Source organism: Micromonospora sp. NPDC006431 (assembly GCF_042870725.1).
In the GTDB taxonomy this organism is placed as follows: Bacteria; Actinomycetota; Actinomycetes; order Mycobacteriales; family Micromonosporaceae; genus Micromonospora.
Genome location: NZ_JBIAHQ010000006.1, coordinates 306,430 through 324,995 on the forward strand (window position 1 = coordinate 306,430; position 18,566 = coordinate 324,995).

Consider the following 18,566-nt stretch of genomic DNA (forward strand, 5'->3'; position numbering starts at 1 on the left):
CCACCAGTGGGTGCCGCGGCTACCCCTCAGCCTAGGGTGAAAGGCGTGTCAGACGTCTACGCCGAACCGACGACCGGAGCCGACCCGACCGACCCGGCCACCCTGGCGAGATACACCACGCTTCGCCTCGGCGGCGCGGCCAGGCGGCTGGAGACCGCCGGCAGCGCCGAAGAAATCGTACAGAAGGTGCAGGACGCGGAGGCGCGGGACGAGCCGGTCCTCATCCTGGCCGGCGGCAGCAACGTGGTGATCGGCGACCAGGGCTTCCCCGGCACGGTGGTGCTGGTCCGCGCCCGGGGGTTCCGGGTGGTCGCCGAGGACGCCGACACGGTCACCGTACGGGTCGAGGCCGGTGAGCCCTGGGACGATCTGGTCGCCGCCACCGTGGCGCAGGGCTGGTCGGGGCTGGAGTGCCTCTCCGGCATCCCCGGCTCGGCCGGCGCCACCCCGATCCAGAACGTCGGCGCGTACGGCCAGGAGGTGGCTGAGACCATCACCGGCGTCCAGGCGTACGACCGCACCCACCACGAGGTGGTACGGATCGAGGCGGGCGACTGCGGGTTCGTGTACCGAGGCAGCATCTTCAAGTACAGCGACCGCTGGGTGGTGCTGTCGGTCGACTTCCGGCTGGCCCGCTCCCCGCTCTCCGGCCCGGTGCGCTACGCCGAGCTGGCCCGGGCACTCGGCGTCGAGGTGGGCGACCGGGTGCCGCTGGCCGACGCCCGGGCCGCCGTGCTGCGGCTGCGCGCCGGCAAGGGCATGGTGCTGGACGCGGACGATCCGGACACCTGGTCGGTGGGCTCCTTCTTCACCAACCCGGTCCTCGAACGCGAGGCGTTCGAGCTGTTCCGGGAGCGCGCCGCGGATCTCGGCGAGCCGCCGTCCTGGCCGGGCGCGGGGGACGTGGTCAAGGTCAGCGCCGCCTGGCTGATCGACAAGGCCGGCTTCGGCAAGGGGTACCCCGGCCCGGAGGGCGTGGCCATCTCCAGCAAGCACACCCTCGCTCTCACCAACCGCAGCGGCACGGCCAGCACCTCGGCCCTGGTGGCCCTGGCCCGGGAGATCCGCGACGGCGTCCACGACCGCTTCGGCGTCACGCTCCACCCCGAACCCGTCCTAATCAACTGCACCATCTGAACCACCGCCACCCCACCCCCGGCTGGCCTCGGTGATCATGAGGTTGGCGGCGACAAATCGGACACCGGGCACCGCCAACCTCATGATCAACGCGGTCGGAGGGAGGAAGGCGGGATCAGGTGGGGGAGATGTGGGGCCAGGGGAGGGTGAGTTCGCCGTGGCGCCAGCGGCGGGGGCGGTCGAGGACCGGCCAGCCCGCCTGTTTGACGGCGGTGACTGTCCTTAGCCACCGTTGGCGCGGGCCGAAGGGGGCGTAGCCGGCGGCAGCGTGCCAGGCCTCGTCCAGGGCCCGGATCAGATCGTGAATCCGCTCGCCGGGGACGTTGCGGTGGATCAGCGCCTTCGGCAGCCGCTCGGCGAGCTGGGCCGGGCTGTCCAGGGTGGTCAGCTTCGCGGCCAGGGTCAGGGTGCGGGGGCCGGTCGCGTCGAGCAGCACCCAGCTGCCCAGCCGGCCCAGCTCGTCGCAGGTCCCCTCGACCAGGAGCCCGCCCGGGGCCAGCCGCTCGGTGACCGTACGCCAGGCGTCGGCCACCTCGCTCTCGTCGTACTGGCGCAGCACGTTGAACGCCCGGACCAGGGCGGGCCGGAGCCCGGCCAGCTCGAATCCGCCCCGGGCGAAGGCCAGCCCGGGCGGGTCGGCGGCGGGCTGGGCGGCGGCCACGCGTACCGGATCGATCTCGAGGCCGACCACCCGGACGTCGGCGCGTACCCCGGTCGCGAGCCGGGCCCGCAACTCGACGGCGGTGACCGGGGTGGCGCCGTAGCCCAGGTCGACCACCAGCGGGTCGGCGGCGGCGCGCAGCGCGTCGCCGCAGGTCTCCACGATCCAGTTGTCGACCCGCCGGAGCCGGTTCGGATTGGTCGTCCCCCGGGTCACCACGCCGAGCGGGCGCTGCCGCATCAGCGCACCCTCCGTTCGCGACTGCGGGACTCGCAACCCGGCTCACTCCTCGCGCTTCACCGCGACCCGGTGCACCTTGTGCTGGGCGGCCTGGGCCAGCGGACGGACCACCAGCTGGTCGATGTTCACGTGCTGCGGGCGGGTGGCGCACCAGGCGACGCAGTCGGCCACGTCCTCGGCGACCAGCGGCTCCGCCACCCCGGCGTAGACGGCGGCGGCCCGCTCGGCGTCGCCACCGAATCGGAGCAGGCCGAACTCCTCGGTCTGCACCATGCCCGGGTCGATCTCGATCACCCGCACCGGCCGGCCGCACAGCTCCAGCCGGAGCGTACCGGTGATCGCCGTCTGCGCGTGCTTGGCGGCGGTGTAACCGCCGCCGCCCTCGTAGACGACGTGTCCCGCGGTGGAGCTGACGACCACGATGGTGCCGGCACCGGACGCCTCCAGCGCGGGCAGCAGCGCCTGGGTGACCCGGAGCGTGCCCAGCACGTTCACGTCGTACATCCACTGCCAGTCGTCGATCGAGCCGGACTCCACCGGGTCCAGGCCGCGTGCCCCGCCGGCATTGTTGACCAGCAGGGTCACCGGGCCGGGCGCGGCGGCGGCCGCCGCAGCCAGGACGGCCACCGACGCGTCCGAGGTGACGTCGCACGCCACCGCGGTGGCCGCGCCGCCGGCCGCCTCGATCTCGGCGACCAGGCCGGCCAGCCGGTCGGTACGCCGCGCGGCGGCGAGCACGTGGAAGCCCTCGGCGGCCAGCCGGCGGGCGGTGGCCGCGCCGATCCCGCTGGACGCACCGGTGACGATGGCGACAGAGGTCATCCGGTCATTGTCTCCCCGCCCCCGCCGTCATGGCGTGATGAGGTCCGTCACGCCGGGGACCACCGGCAGGCATTTCCGATGCCCGATGGGGAAGATGACATCCGGCGCGGAGGTTGACCGAAGAAGCGCCGGTCGTGCGGGACGGCATCAACCGTGACAGAGGGAGCGGACGTGGCGGAGTTGCACACCGGTGTCGGTCGTCAGCGAGGTGCCCTGCCGTGGCCGCGGCCGCGCCGCATCGCCACCGTCTCCGTACACACCTCGCCGCTGCACCAGCCCGGCACGGGCGACGCGGGCGGCATGAACGTCTACATCCTGGAGGTCGCCCGACGGCTGGCCGAGGCCGACGTCGAGGTGGAGATCTTCACCCGGGCCACCTCCGGCGACCTGCCGCCGGTGGTGGAGATGGCGCCCGGGGTGCACGTCCGGCACGTCACCGCCGGCCCGCTCGAAGGGCTGACCAAGGAGGAGCTGCCTGGGCAGCTCTGCGCCTTCACCGCCGGCGTGCTCCGCGCCGAGGCGGCCCGCCCGCCGGGCCACTACGACCTGATCCACTCGCACTACTGGCTCTCCGGGCAGGTCGGCTGGCTGGCCAAGGAGCGCTGGGGCGTGCCGCTGGTGCACACCGCGCACACCCTGGCCAAGGTCAAGAACGCACAGCTCGCCGCCGGCGACCGGCCGGAGCCGAAGGCACGGGTCATCGGCGAGGAGCAGGTGGTCGCCGAGGCCGACCGGCTGGTCGCGAACACCCGGGTGGAGGCGCGCGACCTGATCGCCCGGTACGACGCCGAGCCGGACCGGGTGGCCGTGGTGGAGCCCGGCGTCGACCTGGACCGGTTCCGCCCCGCCGCCGGGGACCGGGACGCCGCCGTGCACGCCGCCCGCCGCCGCCTCGGCCTGCCCACCACCGGGTACGTGGTGGCCTTCGTCGGCCGGATCCAGCCGCTCAAGGCCCCGGACGTGCTGATCCGGGCGGTCGCCGCGCTGCGCGAACGGGAGCCCGCGCTGGTCGACGAGCTGACCGTGGTGATCTGCGGCGGCCCCAGCGGCAGCGGTCTCGACCGGCCCACCGCGCTGATCGAGTTGGCCGGCGCGCTCGGCGTGGCCGACCGGGTGCGTTTCCTGCCGCCGCAGACCGGTGACGACCTGCCCGCCCTCTACCGGGCCGCCGACCTGGTCGCGGTGCCGTCGTACAACGAGTCGTTCGGGCTGGTCGCACTGGAGGCTCAGGCGTGCGGCACACCCGTCTTGGCCGCCGCCGTGGGCGGCCTGGTCACCGCCGTCCGCGACGGGGTCAGCGGGGTCCTCATCGACGGTCACCACCCGGTCGACTGGGCCCGTACGCTGGCCCGGCTGCTGCCGGACCGGCTGCGCCGGACCACCCTGGGCCGGGGTGCCCAGCAGCACGCCCGCAACTTCTCCTGGCATCGCACGGCCTCCGGCCTGCTCGCCGTGTACGGCGAGGCGATCACCGAGCACCGTGCGCGGCTTGCCGGCCAGCTCTCCGGCGACCCCGCCCTCTCCTGCTCCTGGTGACCGGCCCGTCCGGCCGCCGTCCGGCGGGGTCCGTGGCGTGTCCGTAGAGTGGGAGCGGTGAGCCGCCGGAGTGACGTCGCCGCGCTGATCGAGTCCGTCTGCGTCGAGCGCGAGCTGGAGTGGGAGTCCACCGGCGAAGCGTCGTACGCGGTCACCCTGCCGGGGACGCACAAGCTCAAGACGATCTGCAACCTGATCGTCGGCGAGCACGCGCTGCGGATCGAGGCGTTCGTGATGCGCCAGCCGGACGAGCGCCGCGAGGAGCTCTGGTCCTGGCTGCTCCAGCGCAACGCCCGGATGTACGGGGTGGCCTTCTCCATCGACACGGTCGGCGACATCTACCTGACCGGCCGGGTCAACCTGGCCGGGCTGGACGACGACGAGTTGGACCGGCTGCTCGGGGCCGTCCTGACGTACGCCGACGAATCCTTCGACAGCATGCTGGAGATCGGCTTCGGCACCGCGATCCGCCGGGAGTGGGAGTGGCGGGTCAAGCGGGGCGAGTCGACGGCCAATCTGGCCGCATTCGCTCACCTTTTCGCGCCGTCGACCAGTACCGGCTCGGCCGCCGGAGGTTCGGACCCGTCCTGACGGGTATGCGGCACCGCGCGGTGCGGCACTTGGGACCCACCGCGGGCCGAGGACGGAACTGTCGAGGAGCGTGTCCCATGGCTCAGCGCATCAGCTCAGGTCGCGGCACGACTGCGACCAGGACCAACCGGCAACCCGGTAACCAGACTCCGAACACGCCACGGATCTCCGAATCCGAGATTTCCCGGATGCGGGTCGACGACCTGCGTAACCAGCTCCGCCGGCGCGGGGTCTCCGGGATCTCCGCCCTGCGCAAGCCGGAACTGGTGAAGACGCTGGCAAAGACCCTGCGGGCGGAGAGCCGGGGCGGTGGCGCGGCACGTCGGCCGACCGGGCCGGCCGGGCGCGCCGCCGCCACGAAGAAGGCGGCCGCCAAGAAGGCACCAGCGAAGCGGACCGCCGCGGCCAAGGCGGCGCCTGCCGCGAAGGTCACCGGTGCGCGGGCGAAGAAGGCCGCCCCCGCCAAGCGGGCCGCGGCGAAGAAGGCACCCGCCGCCAAGCGGGCGGCTCCCGCGAAGAAGGCACCCGCCGCGAAGCGGGCGGCTCCCGCGAAGAGGGCGGCGGCGAAGAAGGCGCCTGCTGCGAAGCGGGCGGCTCCTGCGAAGAAGGCGGCGGCGTCCCGGGCGCGCGGCGCGACGACGGCCGCCGGTGCGGGTCGGCCGACGGCGGTCTCCACCGGTGGTACGGCGGCGACGCCGGTCCGGACCGGCCGGTCGTCAGCCCGTTCGGTGCGGTCGTCCCAGCAGATCACCTCACTGCAGGATCGTCCGGAGCGTCCCGGCCGGAGCCTGGTTACCGCCAACCACGAGGTGATCCAGCGCTGGGCGCGGGACCGTGGCGCCAAGCCGGCCACCATTGCCGGCACCGAGCGGGAGGGCCGGCCGGGCGTGCTGACGTTCAACATCCCGGGTTACCGGGAGAGCAGCCGGATCCGGGAGATCACCTGGGACGACTGGTTCCGGACCTTCGACCTGCGCGGCCTGAACCTGATCTACCAGGAGCAGATGCGGGACGGCCGGCAGAGCAACTTCTTCCGCACTGAGAATCCCAACCGGGAGGACGCCTGAGGTTTGCGGGAATGGCTGACGGGAAACCGCTGTTGGCCAACACATAGCCCGGAGCAAGGACGGCCGGATTTCCGACACGGGTGCTGTGACGGGCAAGACAGCGATCTGAGTTGAATCCGGAATCCGGGCGAACTAACTTTATTGCACCGCGCCACGCTTGTAATCGTTCGGGGGAGCGGCGGATCGAACAGATCCGCGCAGGCGAGGCGCGAGGGATCGGGTGGAGCACACCGTTGGGGGACGGTGCCACCCGTGGAACCGGCGGCGCGAGCGGGCGACGCTTACGGGGGTGAGTGTCGCCCGCCGCCGCCGGGCTTACGGTGCGAGCGCCCACCACGACGGGGGTCGTGGTGGGCGCTCGACGCCGTCCGGAGCCGGACCGCCTCAGCGGCCGCCGGCCAGCGCTTCGGCCCGGTCCGCCGGCGCCGCCCGCAGCGCGGCGACCCGGCGTTCCCGGGGCGGGCCGGCGAGCAGGTGACCAACCGCCGCCACCAGGCCCAGCCCGCCCACCACAAGCCAGTGCCGCTCGCCGAGGTGCTGCAGACTGAGCCCGCCCAGCGCCGGCGCCACGAAGGACGCCGCCGGGAAGGTCAGGTAGAACACCGACTGGTAGCGGGCGCGCAGCTCCGGAGGCGCGAGATCCGCGTTGATCTGCGCGTTCGGGGGTGCGGCGAGCATCTGCCCGACCGTCCACACCACCGCCGCGCCGAGATAGAACGGCAGGTGGTCGGCGACGGCGAGCCAACCGAAGCCGAGCGCCATCAGCCCGGTGGAGACCGCGAGCACGGTGGACTTCCGGAACGGCTCGATCAGCCGGGGCACGAAGAGTTGGCCCACCACGATGAGTGCGCCGCCGACCGCCACCACCACGCCGTACGCCGAGGGGCCCAGCCCGTCGGCCCGCATGGCCAGCGGCATGATCGTCGAGGTCTGCATGGTGAGCACGGCCAGCAGGAAGGTCAGCGCGACGAAGACGAGGAAGGTCCGGTCGGTCAGCGCGGTGTGCAGCCCCGGCCGCCGCGACCGGCCCGCCACGACGCGGGGGGCCGCCGCCCGGCGGGCCAGCGTCTCGCGGACCTTCAGGGCGACGACGGCCGCGCCGGCCAGCGTCGCGGCGGCGTCGACCAGGAAGAGCGCGAGGAAGCTCGCCTCGGCGAGCACGCCGGCCAGCAGCGAGGCCACCGCCATGCCGAGGTTGAACGCCCAGAACTGGAGGTTGAACGCTCGCGAGCGTCGTTCCTCGGGCACCACGTCGACGATGGCCGCCACGAAGGCCGGGCCGGGCATCGAGTGCGCCACCCCGACCAGCGCGGCGAGCACCCCGATCACCGCCAACTCCCGGCTGAACGCCAGGGCCAGCATCAGCCCGGCGGCGCCCAGGTGGCCGGCGAGCAGGGTGGACCGGCGACCCCACCGGTCGGCCAGCACTCCGCCGAGCAGCGTGCCGACCGCCCCGCCGGCCCCGTACGCCCCGACCACGAGCCCGGCGAGGGACTCGGAGGCGCCTCGCGCGGCGGTCAGGTAGAGCGACAGGAAGAGCATCGCGAAGGCGCCGGCCCGGTTGATCAGCAGGCCGGACCAGAGGTACCAGAAGGTGGCGGGGAGCCCGCCGGCCGTGTCGTCCCACCAGCGCCGCAGGCCGCGCACGCGTCCTCCATGAAGGTTTGTTAACCGGTCCGCCTCAGACCGTAGGGAGCCGGCCCCGGCCGCGCCAGGGTGGCCCTGATCACCACCCGGACGGGCGTACCTCAGGAACCGGCCCGGACCGGCTCGGTGGGAGCGGTGGCTGCGGCCTCGGCCACCTCCGGGGCCGGTGACCGGACCACGGTGACCGGCCGGACCGGCGTGGCGGAGGTCCGGAGCTGGACCGCGCGCCGTTCCCGGGCGGGGCCGGAGATGAGGTGGGCCACCGCCGTCACACCGCCGATCGCGGCGCAGCCGACCCAGAGCGCGGTGTTGCCGGCGTGCTCCCGGACCAGGCCGCCGAGGATCGGGGCGGTCGCCCCGGCCAACTGCCAGGAGAGCGAGAAGACGCCCTGGTAGCGGCCGCGCAGCGCGGCGGGGGAGAGCTCGGCGATGAGGGTGGCGTTGGACGGCGAGTTGAGCATCTCGCCGACGGTCCAGATCAGCACGGTGAGCCCGTAGAACCAGACGGCGTCGGCGAACGCGGTGAGGCCGAAGCCGACACCCGTCACCACCGAGGCGAGCGCCAGCACGTGCGAGCGGCTCCGGCCCTTGATCAGTCGGGGTACGAAGAGTTGGCCGACCACGATCAGCACCCCGTTGAGCGCGATCACCGAGCCGTACGTGGCGGGGCTCAGGCCCGAGTCGCCCATGGCGATCGGCAGCATCGAGATGTGCTGGAGGAAGACCAGCGCGGCGAACAGGTTGAGCGCCACGAACCCGAGGAAGACCCGGTCGGTGAGGATGGTCCGCAGGGCACCGGCGGGGACCGCGGGTCCCTTGGCGACCGGGCCGGTCGGGGTCGTCCGGGTCTCCCCGACCCGGATGAAGATGATCAGAGCGGTGACCACTGTGGTCGCCGCGTCGATCAGGAACAGCAGCAGGTAGCCGGCCTGGGCGGCGACGCCGGCGAGCACCGCGGCGCAGGCGAAGCCGAGGTTGATCGCCCAGTAGTTCAGCGAGAAGGCGCGCAGTCGGTCCTTCTCCGGCACCACGTCGACCATCATGGCGCCGAACGCCGGGCGGGCCGCCTCGGCGAACAGGCCCAGCAGCAGCGCGCCCAGGGCCACCGACCAGAGCGGCCGGGCCAGGCCGAGCCCGACCATCATGACGGCCGCGCCGAGGTGCGCGGTGAGCAGGGTGGGGCGGCGGCCCCACCGGTCGGTGAGGGTGCCGCCGATCGTGGTGCCGACCGCGCCGCCGACGCCCCACAGGCCGATCACGAGGCCGGCCTGGGAGGCCGAGAAGCCGCGCTCACGGGTGAGGTAGATGGCCAGGAAGACCAGGACGAACGAGCCGAGCCGATTGATCAGCGTGCCGGTCCAGAGGTACCAGAAGGACCTCGGCAGCCCGCCCGTGGTGTCCCGGAACCAGCCCTGCACCGTCCGCATTCCGACGCCCCCGTTTTGGTAATGACTGACGAATCCTCAGCGCCTTACAACCTAGTCTCGGGCCGGAACGCCGGTCATCAGCTTTTCCACGTGGTGGTCGTCACGACCGGTCCCCGCGTGTCCGCCGACGAGGTACGGCAGGATGATCCGCATGACTGCGAGCGAGGGGCCCACCGTCGGGACGCTGGTCCTGCTGCGGCACGGCGAGAGCGACTGGAACGCCAAGAACCTCTTCACCGGCTGGGTCGACGTCGACCTGACGGCCAAGGGCGAGAGTGAGGCGCGGCGCGGCGGCGAGCTGCTCCGCGAGCACAGCCTGCTGCCGGACGTGGTGCACACGAGCGTGCTGCGCCGCGCGATCCGCACCGCCGAACTGGCGCTGGACGCGGCCGACCGGCACTGGATCGCGGTGCGCCGGTCGTGGCGGCTCAACGAGCGGCACTACGGCGCCCTGCAGGGCAAGAACAAGAAGCAGACCCTGGACGAGTACGGCGAGGAGCAGTTCATGCTCTGGCGCCGGTCGTACGACACGCCGCCGCCGCCGATCGACGACAACGACCAGTGGTCCCAGGTCGGCGACTCCCGGTACGCGCTGCTGCCGACCGAGCTGATGCCGCGGACGGAGTGCCTGAAGGACGTCGTCGAGCGGATGCTGCCCTACTGGTACGACTCGATCGTGCCGGACATCCTGGCCGGCCGTACGGTGCTGGTCGCGGCACACGGCAACTCGCTGCGCGCCCTGGTCAAGCACCTCGACCAGATCTCCGACGAGGCGATCGCCAAGCTGAACATCCCGACCGGCATCCCGCTGCGCTACGACCTCGACCCGCAGCTGCGCCCGCAGACGCTGGGCGGGACGTACCTGGACCCGGCGGCGGCCAAGGAGGCCGCCGCCGCGGTCGCCAACCAGGGCCGCTGACCGGACGACGAAGGGGCCCCGGGTGACCGGGGCCCCTTCGGTCGCGTCCGGGCTCAGCTCGCCGAGGCGGCCTCGCCGGTGATCAGGTAGATCACGTGCTCGCCGACGTTCACCGCGTGGTCGGCGAAACGCTCGTAGAAGCGGCCCAGCAGGGTGGCGTCGATCGCGGTCTCCACCCCGTACGGCCAGTCGTCGCCCAGCAGCACGCCGAAGAGGCTCTTGTGCAGGTCGTCCATGGCGTCGTCGTCGCTGTCCAGCTCGGCCGCGAGCGCGGCGTCGGGCCGGGCCAGCAGCGTGGCGATCTTCTCGGCCATCCGGTCGGCGATGGCGGCCATGTCGGTGAAGACCGGGCGCAGCTCGGCCGGCACCGCCGGGGAGGGGTGCCGGCGCAGCGCCGTCTTGGCCACGTGGTCGGCCAGGTCGCCCATCCGCTCCAGGTCGGCCGCCACGTGCAGGGCCGTGATCATCGCCCGCAGGTCGGAGGCGACCGGCGCCTGCCGGGCCAGCAGGTCGCAGACCCGCTCCTCCACGTGCCGGTAGAGGTCGTCGATCTCGGCGTCCCGCGCGACCACCGTCTCGGACGCCGCGCGGTCGGCGGTGAGCAGGCCCCTGGTGGCCTGGCGCAGAGCGGCGCGCACCCCCTCCGCCATGTCCACCAGCAGTTGGCTGACAATCTGCAGGTCGGCCCGGAACTCGTCGCGCATCGTCACTTCCTGAGGTCGGTGGCCGCGGGCGGCCGGGGCCGGCCGCGTACGGCGTGAGCAGGTGCGCGACCCACGGTAGGCCGGGGGCGCCGGCGCCAAGGTGAACCCGGGTGAACGACGCGGGGCCCGTGAGTGAACTTTCCCGGAAGTGAGAGTGGTTCGTCCCATTCCGCCCGATCACCAGGTGAACATTGACCCTACGATCGCCGGGTGGATTGGGCGGTGGCGGCCGTGGTGGCCGTGGCTCTGGTGGCCGGACTGGTCGCCGGGCTGCTGCTGTCCGGACGCGTCCGGCAGTGGCGGCGCCGATCGGCGTCATCGGGGAGCGAGCGCTCCCGTTGGCAGGCAGGGAGGCCCGCGATTCCCGACAAGCAGCAGGGTGGGCTCTCCGGGCTCGGCCGGAAGACGATCGACTCGCTCCGTGCCGGCGTGGTGGTGCTCGACCCGGACGACCAGCCGGTGCTGGTGAACCCGGCCGCGCGGGCGATGGGCCTGCTCCGCACCGGCGGGACGCCTGGCACCATGGTGGCGCACCCGCTGATCCGTACCCTCGCCGGGCAGGTCCGCCGCACCGGCGTGCGCCGCGAGATCGAGCTGGACCTGCCGCGCGGTCGCGACAGCGCGGGCGACAACCCGCTCGGCGTGCACCTGCGCGCGATGGGGCTCGGCGCCGGCTACATCTCCGTCGAGGCGGCCGACGTCACCGAGTCGCACCGGCTGGCCCGGGTCCGGCGGGACTTCGTGGCCAACGTGAGCCACGAGCTGAAGACCCCGATCGGGGCCCTCCAACTCCTCGCCGAGGCGCTGGTCGACGCCACCGAGCCGGCCGGTGAGGGCACGGCCGACCTGTCCGAGGACATGATCGCCGCCCGGCGGTTCGCCGAGCGGATCCAGCACGAGTCGACCCGGCTGGGCCGGCTCGTCCAGGAACTGCTGGAGCTGACCCGGCTCCAGGGCGCCGAGCCGCAACCCGCGCCGGAGCCGGTCTCCGTGGACTGGGTGATCGCCGAGGTGATCGACCGGACCCGGACCGGTGCCACGGCCCGCCACGTGGAGATCGTCGTCGATGGGCAACGCGGTCTGACCGTGTACGGTAGCGACAGCCAGCTCGCCACCGCGTTGGCGAACCTGGTGGAGAACGCGATCAACTACTCGGGCGAGGACACCACGGTCCGGGTGACCGCGCGGGCCACCGACGAGTACGTCGAGATCGCCGTGGCCGACCAGGGCATCGGCATCGCCCCGAACGAGGTCGACCGGATCTTCGAGCGGTTCTACCGGGCCGACCAGGCGCGCTCCCGGGCCACCGGTGGCACCGGCCTGGGCCTGGCCATCGTCAAACACATCGCCAGCAACCATGGCGGTCGGGTGGACGTGTCGAGCACTCTTGGTGGAGGGTCGACGTTCACCCTCCGGCTGCCCGCGCGCCCCCCGGACGACCTGGAGGCGACACTCTCGTCCGCTGGGATCGAGGCCGGCCCGGCCGAGCTCCGGTAGGCCTGACCGACAGGAAAGGAAACACCCCGTTGAGCCGCGTACTGGTGGTCGAGGACGAGGAATCGTTCTCCGACGCCCTGTCCTACATGCTGCGCAAGGAGGGCTTCGAGGTGTCCGTCGCCGCGACGGGCACCTCCGCCCTCACCGAGTTCGACCGGACCGGCGCCGACATCGTGCTGCTCGACCTGATGCTGCCGGAGATGTCGGGCACCGAGGTCTGCCGGCAGCTCCGTCAGCGCTCGCACGTCCCGATCATCATGGTCACCGCCCGGGACAGTGAGATCGACAAGGTGGTCGGCCTGGAGATCGGGGCCGACGACTACGTGACCAAGCCGTACTCGCCGCGCGAGCTGGTGGCCCGGATCCGGGCGGTGCTGCGCCGGCAGAGCGCGGAGGCGACCGAGTCGGGTGCGCCGACGCTGGCCGCCGGCCCGGTCCGGATGGACATCGAGCGGCACGTGGTGACCGTCGACGGCGGCCCCGTGCAGCTGCCGCTCAAGGAGTTCGAGCTGCTGGAGCTGCTGCTGCGCAACGCGGGCCGGGTGCTCACCCGTGGGCAGCTGATCGACCGGGTCTGGGGCGCCGACTACGTGGGCGACACCAAGACGCTGGACGTGCACGTCAAACGGCTGCGCTCGAAGATCGAGCCGGAGCCCTCGGCGCCGCGCTACATCGTCACCGTCCGGGGCCTGGGCTACAAGTTCGAGCCGTGATCGTCCGCCTTTGGTGATGGTCTCCGGGCATGCGGTGTCGTCTTTGGTTGCGGTTTCGGGTGTGGCCCGCCGTGCCCGGCTCCGGGCGGTCAGGCTTGATCCCTGCGCCGGTCCCGGCGGGCCACACCCGCGTCGTGGTCCGGCGCCCGTTCGGATGTGCGGCCTGCGTGGTTCGCGTCCGGTGTACGTCGTGGCATTCGCCGTCCGGATCGTGTGGGCTGCGCAGTTCGTGCCTCTGGCGCGGGCTGACTCCCCGTGGTTGGTTGGCCTTGGCTGGCCTGTCCTCGGTTCGCCGCGTGTGCTCCGGGGCGCAGTTTCGCCGAAAGTGGGGCCTCGCGGCGTTCTGAGGGGCCACTTTCCCCGAACGTGTCGCCTCCGTGGTGGGGCAGGGCCCGGTGATCGACTTCGTGTGCGGTATGTGGTGGTGTCGTGGGTGATGGATACCGCCGTTGGCGGGATCTGGAGTGGATCAACGGAGGGCGTCGGCCACTTGGCCGGGGTTGTGGTGGGTGGTGTCCGGTTTGCGGGTGACGGCCGGCGTCCTGGGCCCGGAATTTCGGGCGGCCGGGGGTCGTTGAACACGGGTGCACGGCCGAGGAAGGCACCCCGCGAGCCGGGGTCGCCCGGGTGGGCCCAGGTCGGAATGACGATGGGCCGCCGGTCGTTGTACATGAACCCCGCGATCGACGAAGCCGCCCTGTGTGGTGGGGTGGTCGGGCCCGGAATGATGGCGGGCCGCCGGTCGTTGGATATGGTCCCGGCGCCGCGCAGGAGGCGAACCCCTAGCCCCGCGAGCTGCTGGTCGAAAGACTTTCCCCCCTTTCTTTGAGCGCCTGACGGTGCTTGCGCACGCTGTCCGACCCCCATCGGTGTGTGCGCCAACCCCCGAATGGAGCTTTGATCATGAACACGATCCTGCGTAAGAGCATTCTTGGCGTTGCTGGTCTGGCCTTCACCGGCGGTGTGTTCGCCGGCCCCATCGCCGCCCACGCCGACGCCCCGGCCACCACTGCCAAGCCCGTGACGGCCGTGCAGGCCGACAAGCCGGACATGGGCAAGCTGATCCCGCATGGTGTGCAGGGCGCCCAGTCGAAGATCACCCTGAACGACGAGCAGACCGCCAACGCGAAGGCGATCATCGCCGCCACGAAGAAGGCCGGCCTGCCGGAGCGGGCCGCGGTGATCTCGATCGCCACGAGCCTGCAGGAGTCGAAGCTGGAGAACCTGGGCCACCTCGGCGACGCCAACGACCATGACTCGCTGGGCCTGTTCCAGCAGCGCCCCTCCAGTGGTTGGGGCACCCCGGAGCAGATCACCAACCCGGAGTACGCCACCCTGGCGTTCGAGAAGGGTCTGAAGCAGATCGACGGTTGGCAGGACATGCCGCTGACCAAGGCCGCCCAAACGGTGCAGGTGTCGGCCTACCCGGACGCCTACGCCCAGTGGGAACAGCAGGCCGCCGACCTCGTCGCCCAGCACTGGAACAGCTGACCCAAACAGCCGAGCACCACAGCTGACAACCGAAGAACGTGAACACGCCGCTGGCTGGCACCCAAGACGGGTGCCGGCCAGCGGTATCTCTGCATGCTGTTGTCTCCAGACCTTGGACAGCCGTCAGCAGCAGAACCGAACACGGCCCAAGATCAGCAGCTCACTGCGTTACGTACCAAAGGAAGACCGCAACGCACAGGCGGCGAAGGCACACGACGGGGCTGGGGGCGACCGTGACCGGCGGAGGGATCAAGCCTGACCGCCCGGAGCCGGGCACGGTCGCCCCCAGCCCCCGAGCGGAGAGCAGGGATCAAGCGTGACCGCCCGGAGCCGGTCACCCTCGCCCCCAGCCACAACGGGAACATAGGGCCGCCCCAGCCGTCAACCGCAGCCCGCAGCGGCCGGCTCAGGCCACCCAGGCGTAGCGGCGTTCAGGCCGGCCGGCCGCGCCGTACTTCAGGGTCACCTCGGCCCGTCCGGTCCCGCAGAAGTGCTCCAGGTAGCGACGGGCGCTGACCCGGGAGATGCCGACCCGGTCGGCGCACTCGCTGGCGGAGAGGGTCCCGGTGTGCCCGCGGAGGGCGCGTTCCACCAGCTCGGCGGTTTCCGGGCTGAGTCCGCGCGGCAGCGCCGGAGTGGTGGCCGTCGAGCCGCTGCGGGAGAGTACCCGGTCGACGTCGGCCTGGTCGGCGACCACCGCCGTACGCAGGGCGGCGCGGCGGGCGGCGTACTGCGCCAGCCGGGTGCGCAGCTCGTCGAAGCCGAACGGCTTGAGCAAGTAGTTGACCGCGCCGTAGCGGACGGCCCGGCGTACCGCCTCGGCCTCGCGGGCGGCGCTGATCACCAGGACGTCGCAGTCGTGCCGGGCGGCCCGGATCCGGGTCACCACGTCGAGGCCGAACATGTCGGGCAGGTAGAGGTCGAGCAGGACCAGGTCCGGCCGGAGTTCCTCGACCGCCGCCACCGCCTGCTCGCCGGTGCTGGCGGTGCCGACCACCCGGAAGCCGTCGATCCGTTCGACGAACCCGCGGTGGATCCGGGCCACCATGAAGTCGTCGTCGACGACGAGCACGTCGATCATCGCGCCTCCTCCAGCATGCTGGCCAGCACCGACATCCGCGCGGTGAACATGGCGCCCTCGGCGGTGTTCGTCACCGCCACCTCGCCGCCGCGGCGGTGGCACACCAGGCGGGTGAGCGCCAGGCCGATGCCCCGCTCGCCGCTGTGGGCCGCCTTGGTGGTGAAGCCGTGGGTGAAGACCTCCTGCGCCAGTTCCGGCGCGACGCCGGGGCCGGAGTCGCGGACGACGATCTCCACCGAGGAGGCGTCCTGCCGCAGCTCGACCTCCACCCAGGCGGGCTGTTCCGCCGGGTCGCCGGCCGCCTCCCGGCCGCCTGCCACCGCCTCGACCGCGTTGTCCACCAGGTTGCCGAGCACCGTGGCGACGTCCGCCGACAGTTCCGCCGGCAGCCGGTCCAGCCCGGTCTGCTCGGAGATCCGCAGCTCCACCCGGCGTTCCGCGGCCACCGCCGACTTCGCCATGAGCAGCGCCGCGATCGCCGTGTCGTGGATCCGGCTGGTGACCGTCAGGTCGAGTGACGCCCGGTGCCGGCTCAGCGCGTCCACGTACCGGACCACCTCGTCGTGCTCGCCGATCTGGATCAGCCCGGAGATGGTGTGCAACTGGTTGGCGAACTCGTGGGTCTGCGCCCGCAGCAGCTCGGTGGTGCTGCGGAACGAGCCGAGCTCCTGCTCCAGCCGGGCCAGCTCGGTACGGTCCCGCAGCGTGGTGACCGAGCCCAGCCGGCGGCCGTCCTTGCGGACCGTCATCCGGTTCATCACCAGCACCCGGCCGCGCCGGACCACCACCTGGTCCCGGGCGTCCGGGCCGCTGCCGGGCCCGGCCAGCACGTCCCGAAGCCGGCCGTTGATGCGCAGCTCGCGGAGGCTGCGGCCGAGGCACTCCTCGGGCAGGTCGAGCAGCCGCCGGCCCACCGCGTTCACCAGGGTGACGCGCTGCTGCGGGTCCAGCGCGATCACCCCCTCGGCGATGCCGTGCAGCAGCGCCTCCCGGTGCTCGGCCAGCCCGGCGATCTCCCGGGGCTCCAGGCCGAGGGTCTGCCGCTTGATCCGCCGGGCCAGCAGCCACGACCCGATCACCCCGAGCCCGCAGGCGATGCCCAGGTAGGTGAGCAGGTACGAGGAGGCGCCGACCAGTCGTTCCGACCAGCTCGGCGACTTCTCACCGACGACCACCACGCCCAGGTACCGGCCGAGGTTCTTCTTCGTCACCGGGTCGTCGCCGAGTACCGGCACCTGCGCCACCAGCTCCTGCGGCCCGTCGACCGCCAGCTCCCCGAACCAGCTCCGGCCCTGCGCGACCCGGGGGTCGCCGAGCACCACGGGGCTGCCGACCAGCGTCGGGTCCGTCGAGCTGACCACCCGGCCCCGCTCGTTGGCCACGGTCACGTGGGTCACTCCGGACCGGATCAGCGTGTTCTGCAGCAGCGGTGCGATCGCCTCGGCGGGCGCCGGCTGGGTGAGCTGGTCGCGCAGCAGCGGGCTGCCGGCGAGCTCCTCGCCGAGCGCGGCGACCCGGCGTCCCTCGACCCGGTTGAAGGTGGCCGCGGACTGGGCCAGCGAGACAGCAGCCACCGCCACCAGCACCACGACGATGATCGCGAGCTGGAGGACGAGCAGTTGCCCGGCGAGCGTACGACGCCGGGACGTGACCGCGACCACAAAGACCTCAACTTCCGCTGGTGACACAACGCAGACAGCTTGCCTGCTCGGAGGCCACCATCTTGCCGCCGGACTCATTCGAAACGGAAGAGAAACATGATGGCAACTAGGAGAAACGTGCTGGTCATGGGCGTGGCCGCCGCTACGGCGCTCGCCCTGGGGGCCTGCGGTGCCACCGCCGACAAGGGTGGGGCCGGTGCCGCCGACGACGGCAAGCCGGTCACCGGGCTGCGGATCATGGTCCCGAACACCCCCGGTGGCGGATACGACACCACGGCCCGTACCGCCGCGAAGGTGATGGAGGACGCCAAGATCGCCACCGGCGTGCAGGTGTTCAACCTGCCCGGCGCGGGCGGCACGGTCGGCCTCCAGCGGACCGTGAACGAGAAGGGCAACGGCAAGCTCGCCATGCAGATGGGGCTGGGCGTGGTCGGTGCCTCGTACACCTCGAAGTCGGCGGCGACGCTGACCCAGACCACGCCGCTGGCGAAGATGATCGAGGAGGCCGGCGCCATCGTGGTGCCGAAGGACTCCCCGTACAAGACCATCAACGACCTGGTCACGGCGTGGAAGGCCAACCCGAAGGGCATCGCCGTCGGCGGCGGCTCCTCGCCCGGTGGCCCGGACCACCTGCTGCCCATGCAGCTCGCCAAGACCGTCGGCATCGACCCCCGCCAGGTCAACTTCGTCTCGTACGACGGCGGCGGCGAGCTGCTGCCGGCCGTGCTCGGTGGCAAGGTGGCCTTCGGCGCCAGCGGCTTCGGCGAGTTCCTCGACCAGGTCGAGGCCGGCCAGATCCGGGTCCTCGCGGTGACCAGCGAGGCCCCGATCGAGGCGCTCAAGGACGTGCCGACCCTGAAGTCCTCCGGCATCGACCTGGTCTTCACCAACTGGCGGGGCATCGTCGCGCCGCCCGGCATCAGCGACGCCGACAAGAAGGTCTGGATCGACGTGCTGACCAAGATGCACGACTCGGAGGAGTGGAAGGCCGAGCTGAAGAAGCGTGGCTGGACCGACGCGTTCATCACCGGTGACGAGTTCGGCACCTTCCTGACCGAGCAGGACAAGGCCGTGGCCGACGTGCTCAAGCAGCTCGGGCTGGCATGACCGGCATGACGACGCGACCGGACCGGGGCGGCGACCCGCCGTCCCGGCCGGCCGTACCCATCGTGCCGGACCAGGCGGCGCCGCCGGACCGGGAGACGGGCGCGCTGCCCCCCGCGCCCGTCCCGGTCGCGGAGCCGCCGGGGGGGGGGGGGCGGGCGGCCCCCCCCCCCCCCCCCGGCGCCCCCGCCCCCCCCCCCCCCCCCCGCCGCCCCCGCGCGGGGGGGGGGGGCGCCCCCCCCCCCCCCCCCCCGGCCCCCCCGCCCCG

16 protein-coding genes are annotated in these 18,566 nt (G+C 72.5%); 9 read left to right on the plus strand and 7 right to left on the minus strand.

The features are described from left to right. Positions 1 to 45 precede the first annotated feature (45 nt). On the plus strand, positions 46 to 1,137 hold the full coding sequence (locus tag ACFYM6_RS14655; RefSeq protein ID WP_387275530.1) for a UDP-N-acetylmuramate dehydrogenase: 1,092 nt from the start codon (positions 46 to 48) through the stop codon (positions 1,135 to 1,137). Positions 1,138 to 1,252: 115 nt separating this feature from the next. On the opposite strand, the gene ACFYM6_RS14660 is transcribed toward ACFYM6_RS14655, so the two are convergent. Then, entirely contained in the window at positions 1,253 to 2,038 is a 786-nt protein-coding gene (locus ACFYM6_RS14660; RefSeq protein ID WP_387275532.1) for a class I SAM-dependent methyltransferase, read from the minus strand. Positions 2,039 to 2,080: 42 nt separating this feature from the next. Beyond that, positions 2,081 to 2,860: an SDR family NAD(P)-dependent oxidoreductase gene (locus tag ACFYM6_RS14665; protein WP_387275534.1), complete on the minus strand. Its 780-nt coding sequence runs from the start codon at positions 2,858 to 2,860 to the stop codon at positions 2,081 to 2,083. A gap of 171 nt (positions 2,861 to 3,031) precedes the next feature. Between ACFYM6_RS14665 and mshA the strand changes: the two genes are divergently transcribed. The 3 genes from mshA (at position 3,032) to ACFYM6_RS14680 (ending at position 6,054) form a co-directional block, all read left to right on the plus strand. Beyond that, on the plus strand, positions 3,032 to 4,396 hold the full coding sequence (gene mshA / locus ACFYM6_RS14670) for a D-inositol-3-phosphate glycosyltransferase (RefSeq protein WP_387275536.1): 1,365 nt from the start codon (positions 3,032 to 3,034) through the stop codon (positions 4,394 to 4,396). Positions 4,397 to 4,453: 57 nt separating this feature from the next. After that, complete coding sequence (locus ACFYM6_RS14675; RefSeq protein ID WP_387275537.1) at positions 4,454 to 4,987, plus strand: YbjN domain-containing protein; 534 nt, start codon at positions 4,454 to 4,456, stop codon at positions 4,985 to 4,987. A gap of 77 nt (positions 4,988 to 5,064) precedes the next feature. Continuing rightward, the gene (locus ACFYM6_RS14680; protein ID WP_387275539.1) at positions 5,065 to 6,054 is read left to right on the plus strand and encodes an SAP domain-containing protein; all 990 of its coding nucleotides are present in this window, start codon (positions 5,065 to 5,067) and stop codon (positions 6,052 to 6,054) included. A gap of 384 nt (positions 6,055 to 6,438) precedes the next feature. Here ACFYM6_RS14680 and ACFYM6_RS14685 read toward each other — a convergent pair whose 3' ends face one another. Further along, positions 6,439 to 7,701 carry an MDR family MFS transporter gene (locus tag ACFYM6_RS14685; RefSeq protein WP_387275541.1) on the minus strand — a complete coding sequence of 421 codons (1,263 nt, stop codon included), beginning with the start codon at positions 7,699 to 7,701 and terminating at the stop codon, positions 6,439 to 6,441. Positions 7,702 to 7,802: 101 nt separating this feature from the next. Further along, on the minus strand, positions 7,803 to 9,128 hold the full coding sequence (locus ACFYM6_RS14690; RefSeq protein ID WP_387275543.1) for an MDR family MFS transporter: 1,326 nt from the start codon (positions 9,126 to 9,128) through the stop codon (positions 7,803 to 7,805). Between the two features lie 151 nt (positions 9,129 to 9,279). Between ACFYM6_RS14690 and ACFYM6_RS14695 the strand changes: the two genes are divergently transcribed. Next, positions 9,280 to 10,047, plus strand: a complete 768-nt coding sequence (locus tag ACFYM6_RS14695; RefSeq protein ID WP_357443514.1) for a phosphoglyceromutase — start codon at positions 9,280 to 9,282, stop codon at positions 10,045 to 10,047. Positions 10,048 to 10,100: 53 nt separating this feature from the next. Here ACFYM6_RS14695 and phoU read toward each other — a convergent pair whose 3' ends face one another. Next, a complete protein-coding gene (gene phoU / locus ACFYM6_RS14700) occupies positions 10,101 to 10,751 on the minus strand; it encodes a phosphate signaling complex protein PhoU (protein ID WP_387275545.1) in 651 nt (216 codons plus the stop codon). Between the two features lie 231 nt (positions 10,752 to 10,982). Here phoU and ACFYM6_RS14705 point away from each other — a divergent pair, with 231 nt between their 5' ends. The 3 genes from ACFYM6_RS14705 to ACFYM6_RS14715 all read left to right on the plus strand — a co-directional run bounded on the left by ACFYM6_RS14705 (position 10,983) and on the right by ACFYM6_RS14715 (position 14,452). Then, the gene (locus ACFYM6_RS14705) at positions 10,983 to 12,248 is read left to right on the plus strand and encodes a sensor histidine kinase (protein WP_387275587.1); all 1,266 of its coding nucleotides are present in this window, start codon (positions 10,983 to 10,985) and stop codon (positions 12,246 to 12,248) included. A gap of 29 nt (positions 12,249 to 12,277) precedes the next feature. Then, positions 12,278 to 12,961 carry a response regulator transcription factor gene (locus tag ACFYM6_RS14710; RefSeq protein WP_073834450.1) on the plus strand — a complete coding sequence of 228 codons (684 nt, stop codon included), beginning with the start codon at positions 12,278 to 12,280 and terminating at the stop codon, positions 12,959 to 12,961. A gap of 903 nt (positions 12,962 to 13,864) precedes the next feature. After that, positions 13,865 to 14,452, plus strand: a complete 588-nt coding sequence (locus ACFYM6_RS14715; RefSeq protein ID WP_387275548.1) for a hypothetical protein — start codon at positions 13,865 to 13,867, stop codon at positions 14,450 to 14,452. A 406-nt stretch (positions 14,453 to 14,858) separates the two neighbouring features. On the opposite strand, the gene ACFYM6_RS14720 is transcribed toward ACFYM6_RS14715, so the two are convergent. Together ACFYM6_RS14720 and ACFYM6_RS14725 are read right to left on the minus strand one after the other, a co-directional pair. Next, a complete protein-coding gene (locus tag ACFYM6_RS14720; RefSeq protein WP_387275550.1) occupies positions 14,859 to 15,533 on the minus strand; it encodes a response regulator in 675 nt (224 codons plus the stop codon). Beyond that, complete coding sequence (locus ACFYM6_RS14725; protein ID WP_387275552.1) at positions 15,530 to 17,221, minus strand: ATP-binding protein; 1,692 nt, start codon at positions 17,219 to 17,221, stop codon at positions 15,530 to 15,532. Before ACFYM6_RS14725 ends, ACFYM6_RS14720 begins: the two co-directional genes overlap by 4 nt. A gap of 72 nt (positions 17,222 to 17,293) precedes the next feature. Here ACFYM6_RS14725 and ACFYM6_RS14730 point away from each other — a divergent pair, with 72 nt between their 5' ends. After that, positions 17,294 to 18,301 carry a Bug family tripartite tricarboxylate transporter substrate binding protein gene (locus ACFYM6_RS14730; RefSeq protein WP_387275554.1) on the plus strand — a complete coding sequence of 336 codons (1,008 nt, stop codon included), beginning with the start codon at positions 17,294 to 17,296 and terminating at the stop codon, positions 18,299 to 18,301. Positions 18,302 to 18,566: the final 265 nt, after the last annotated feature.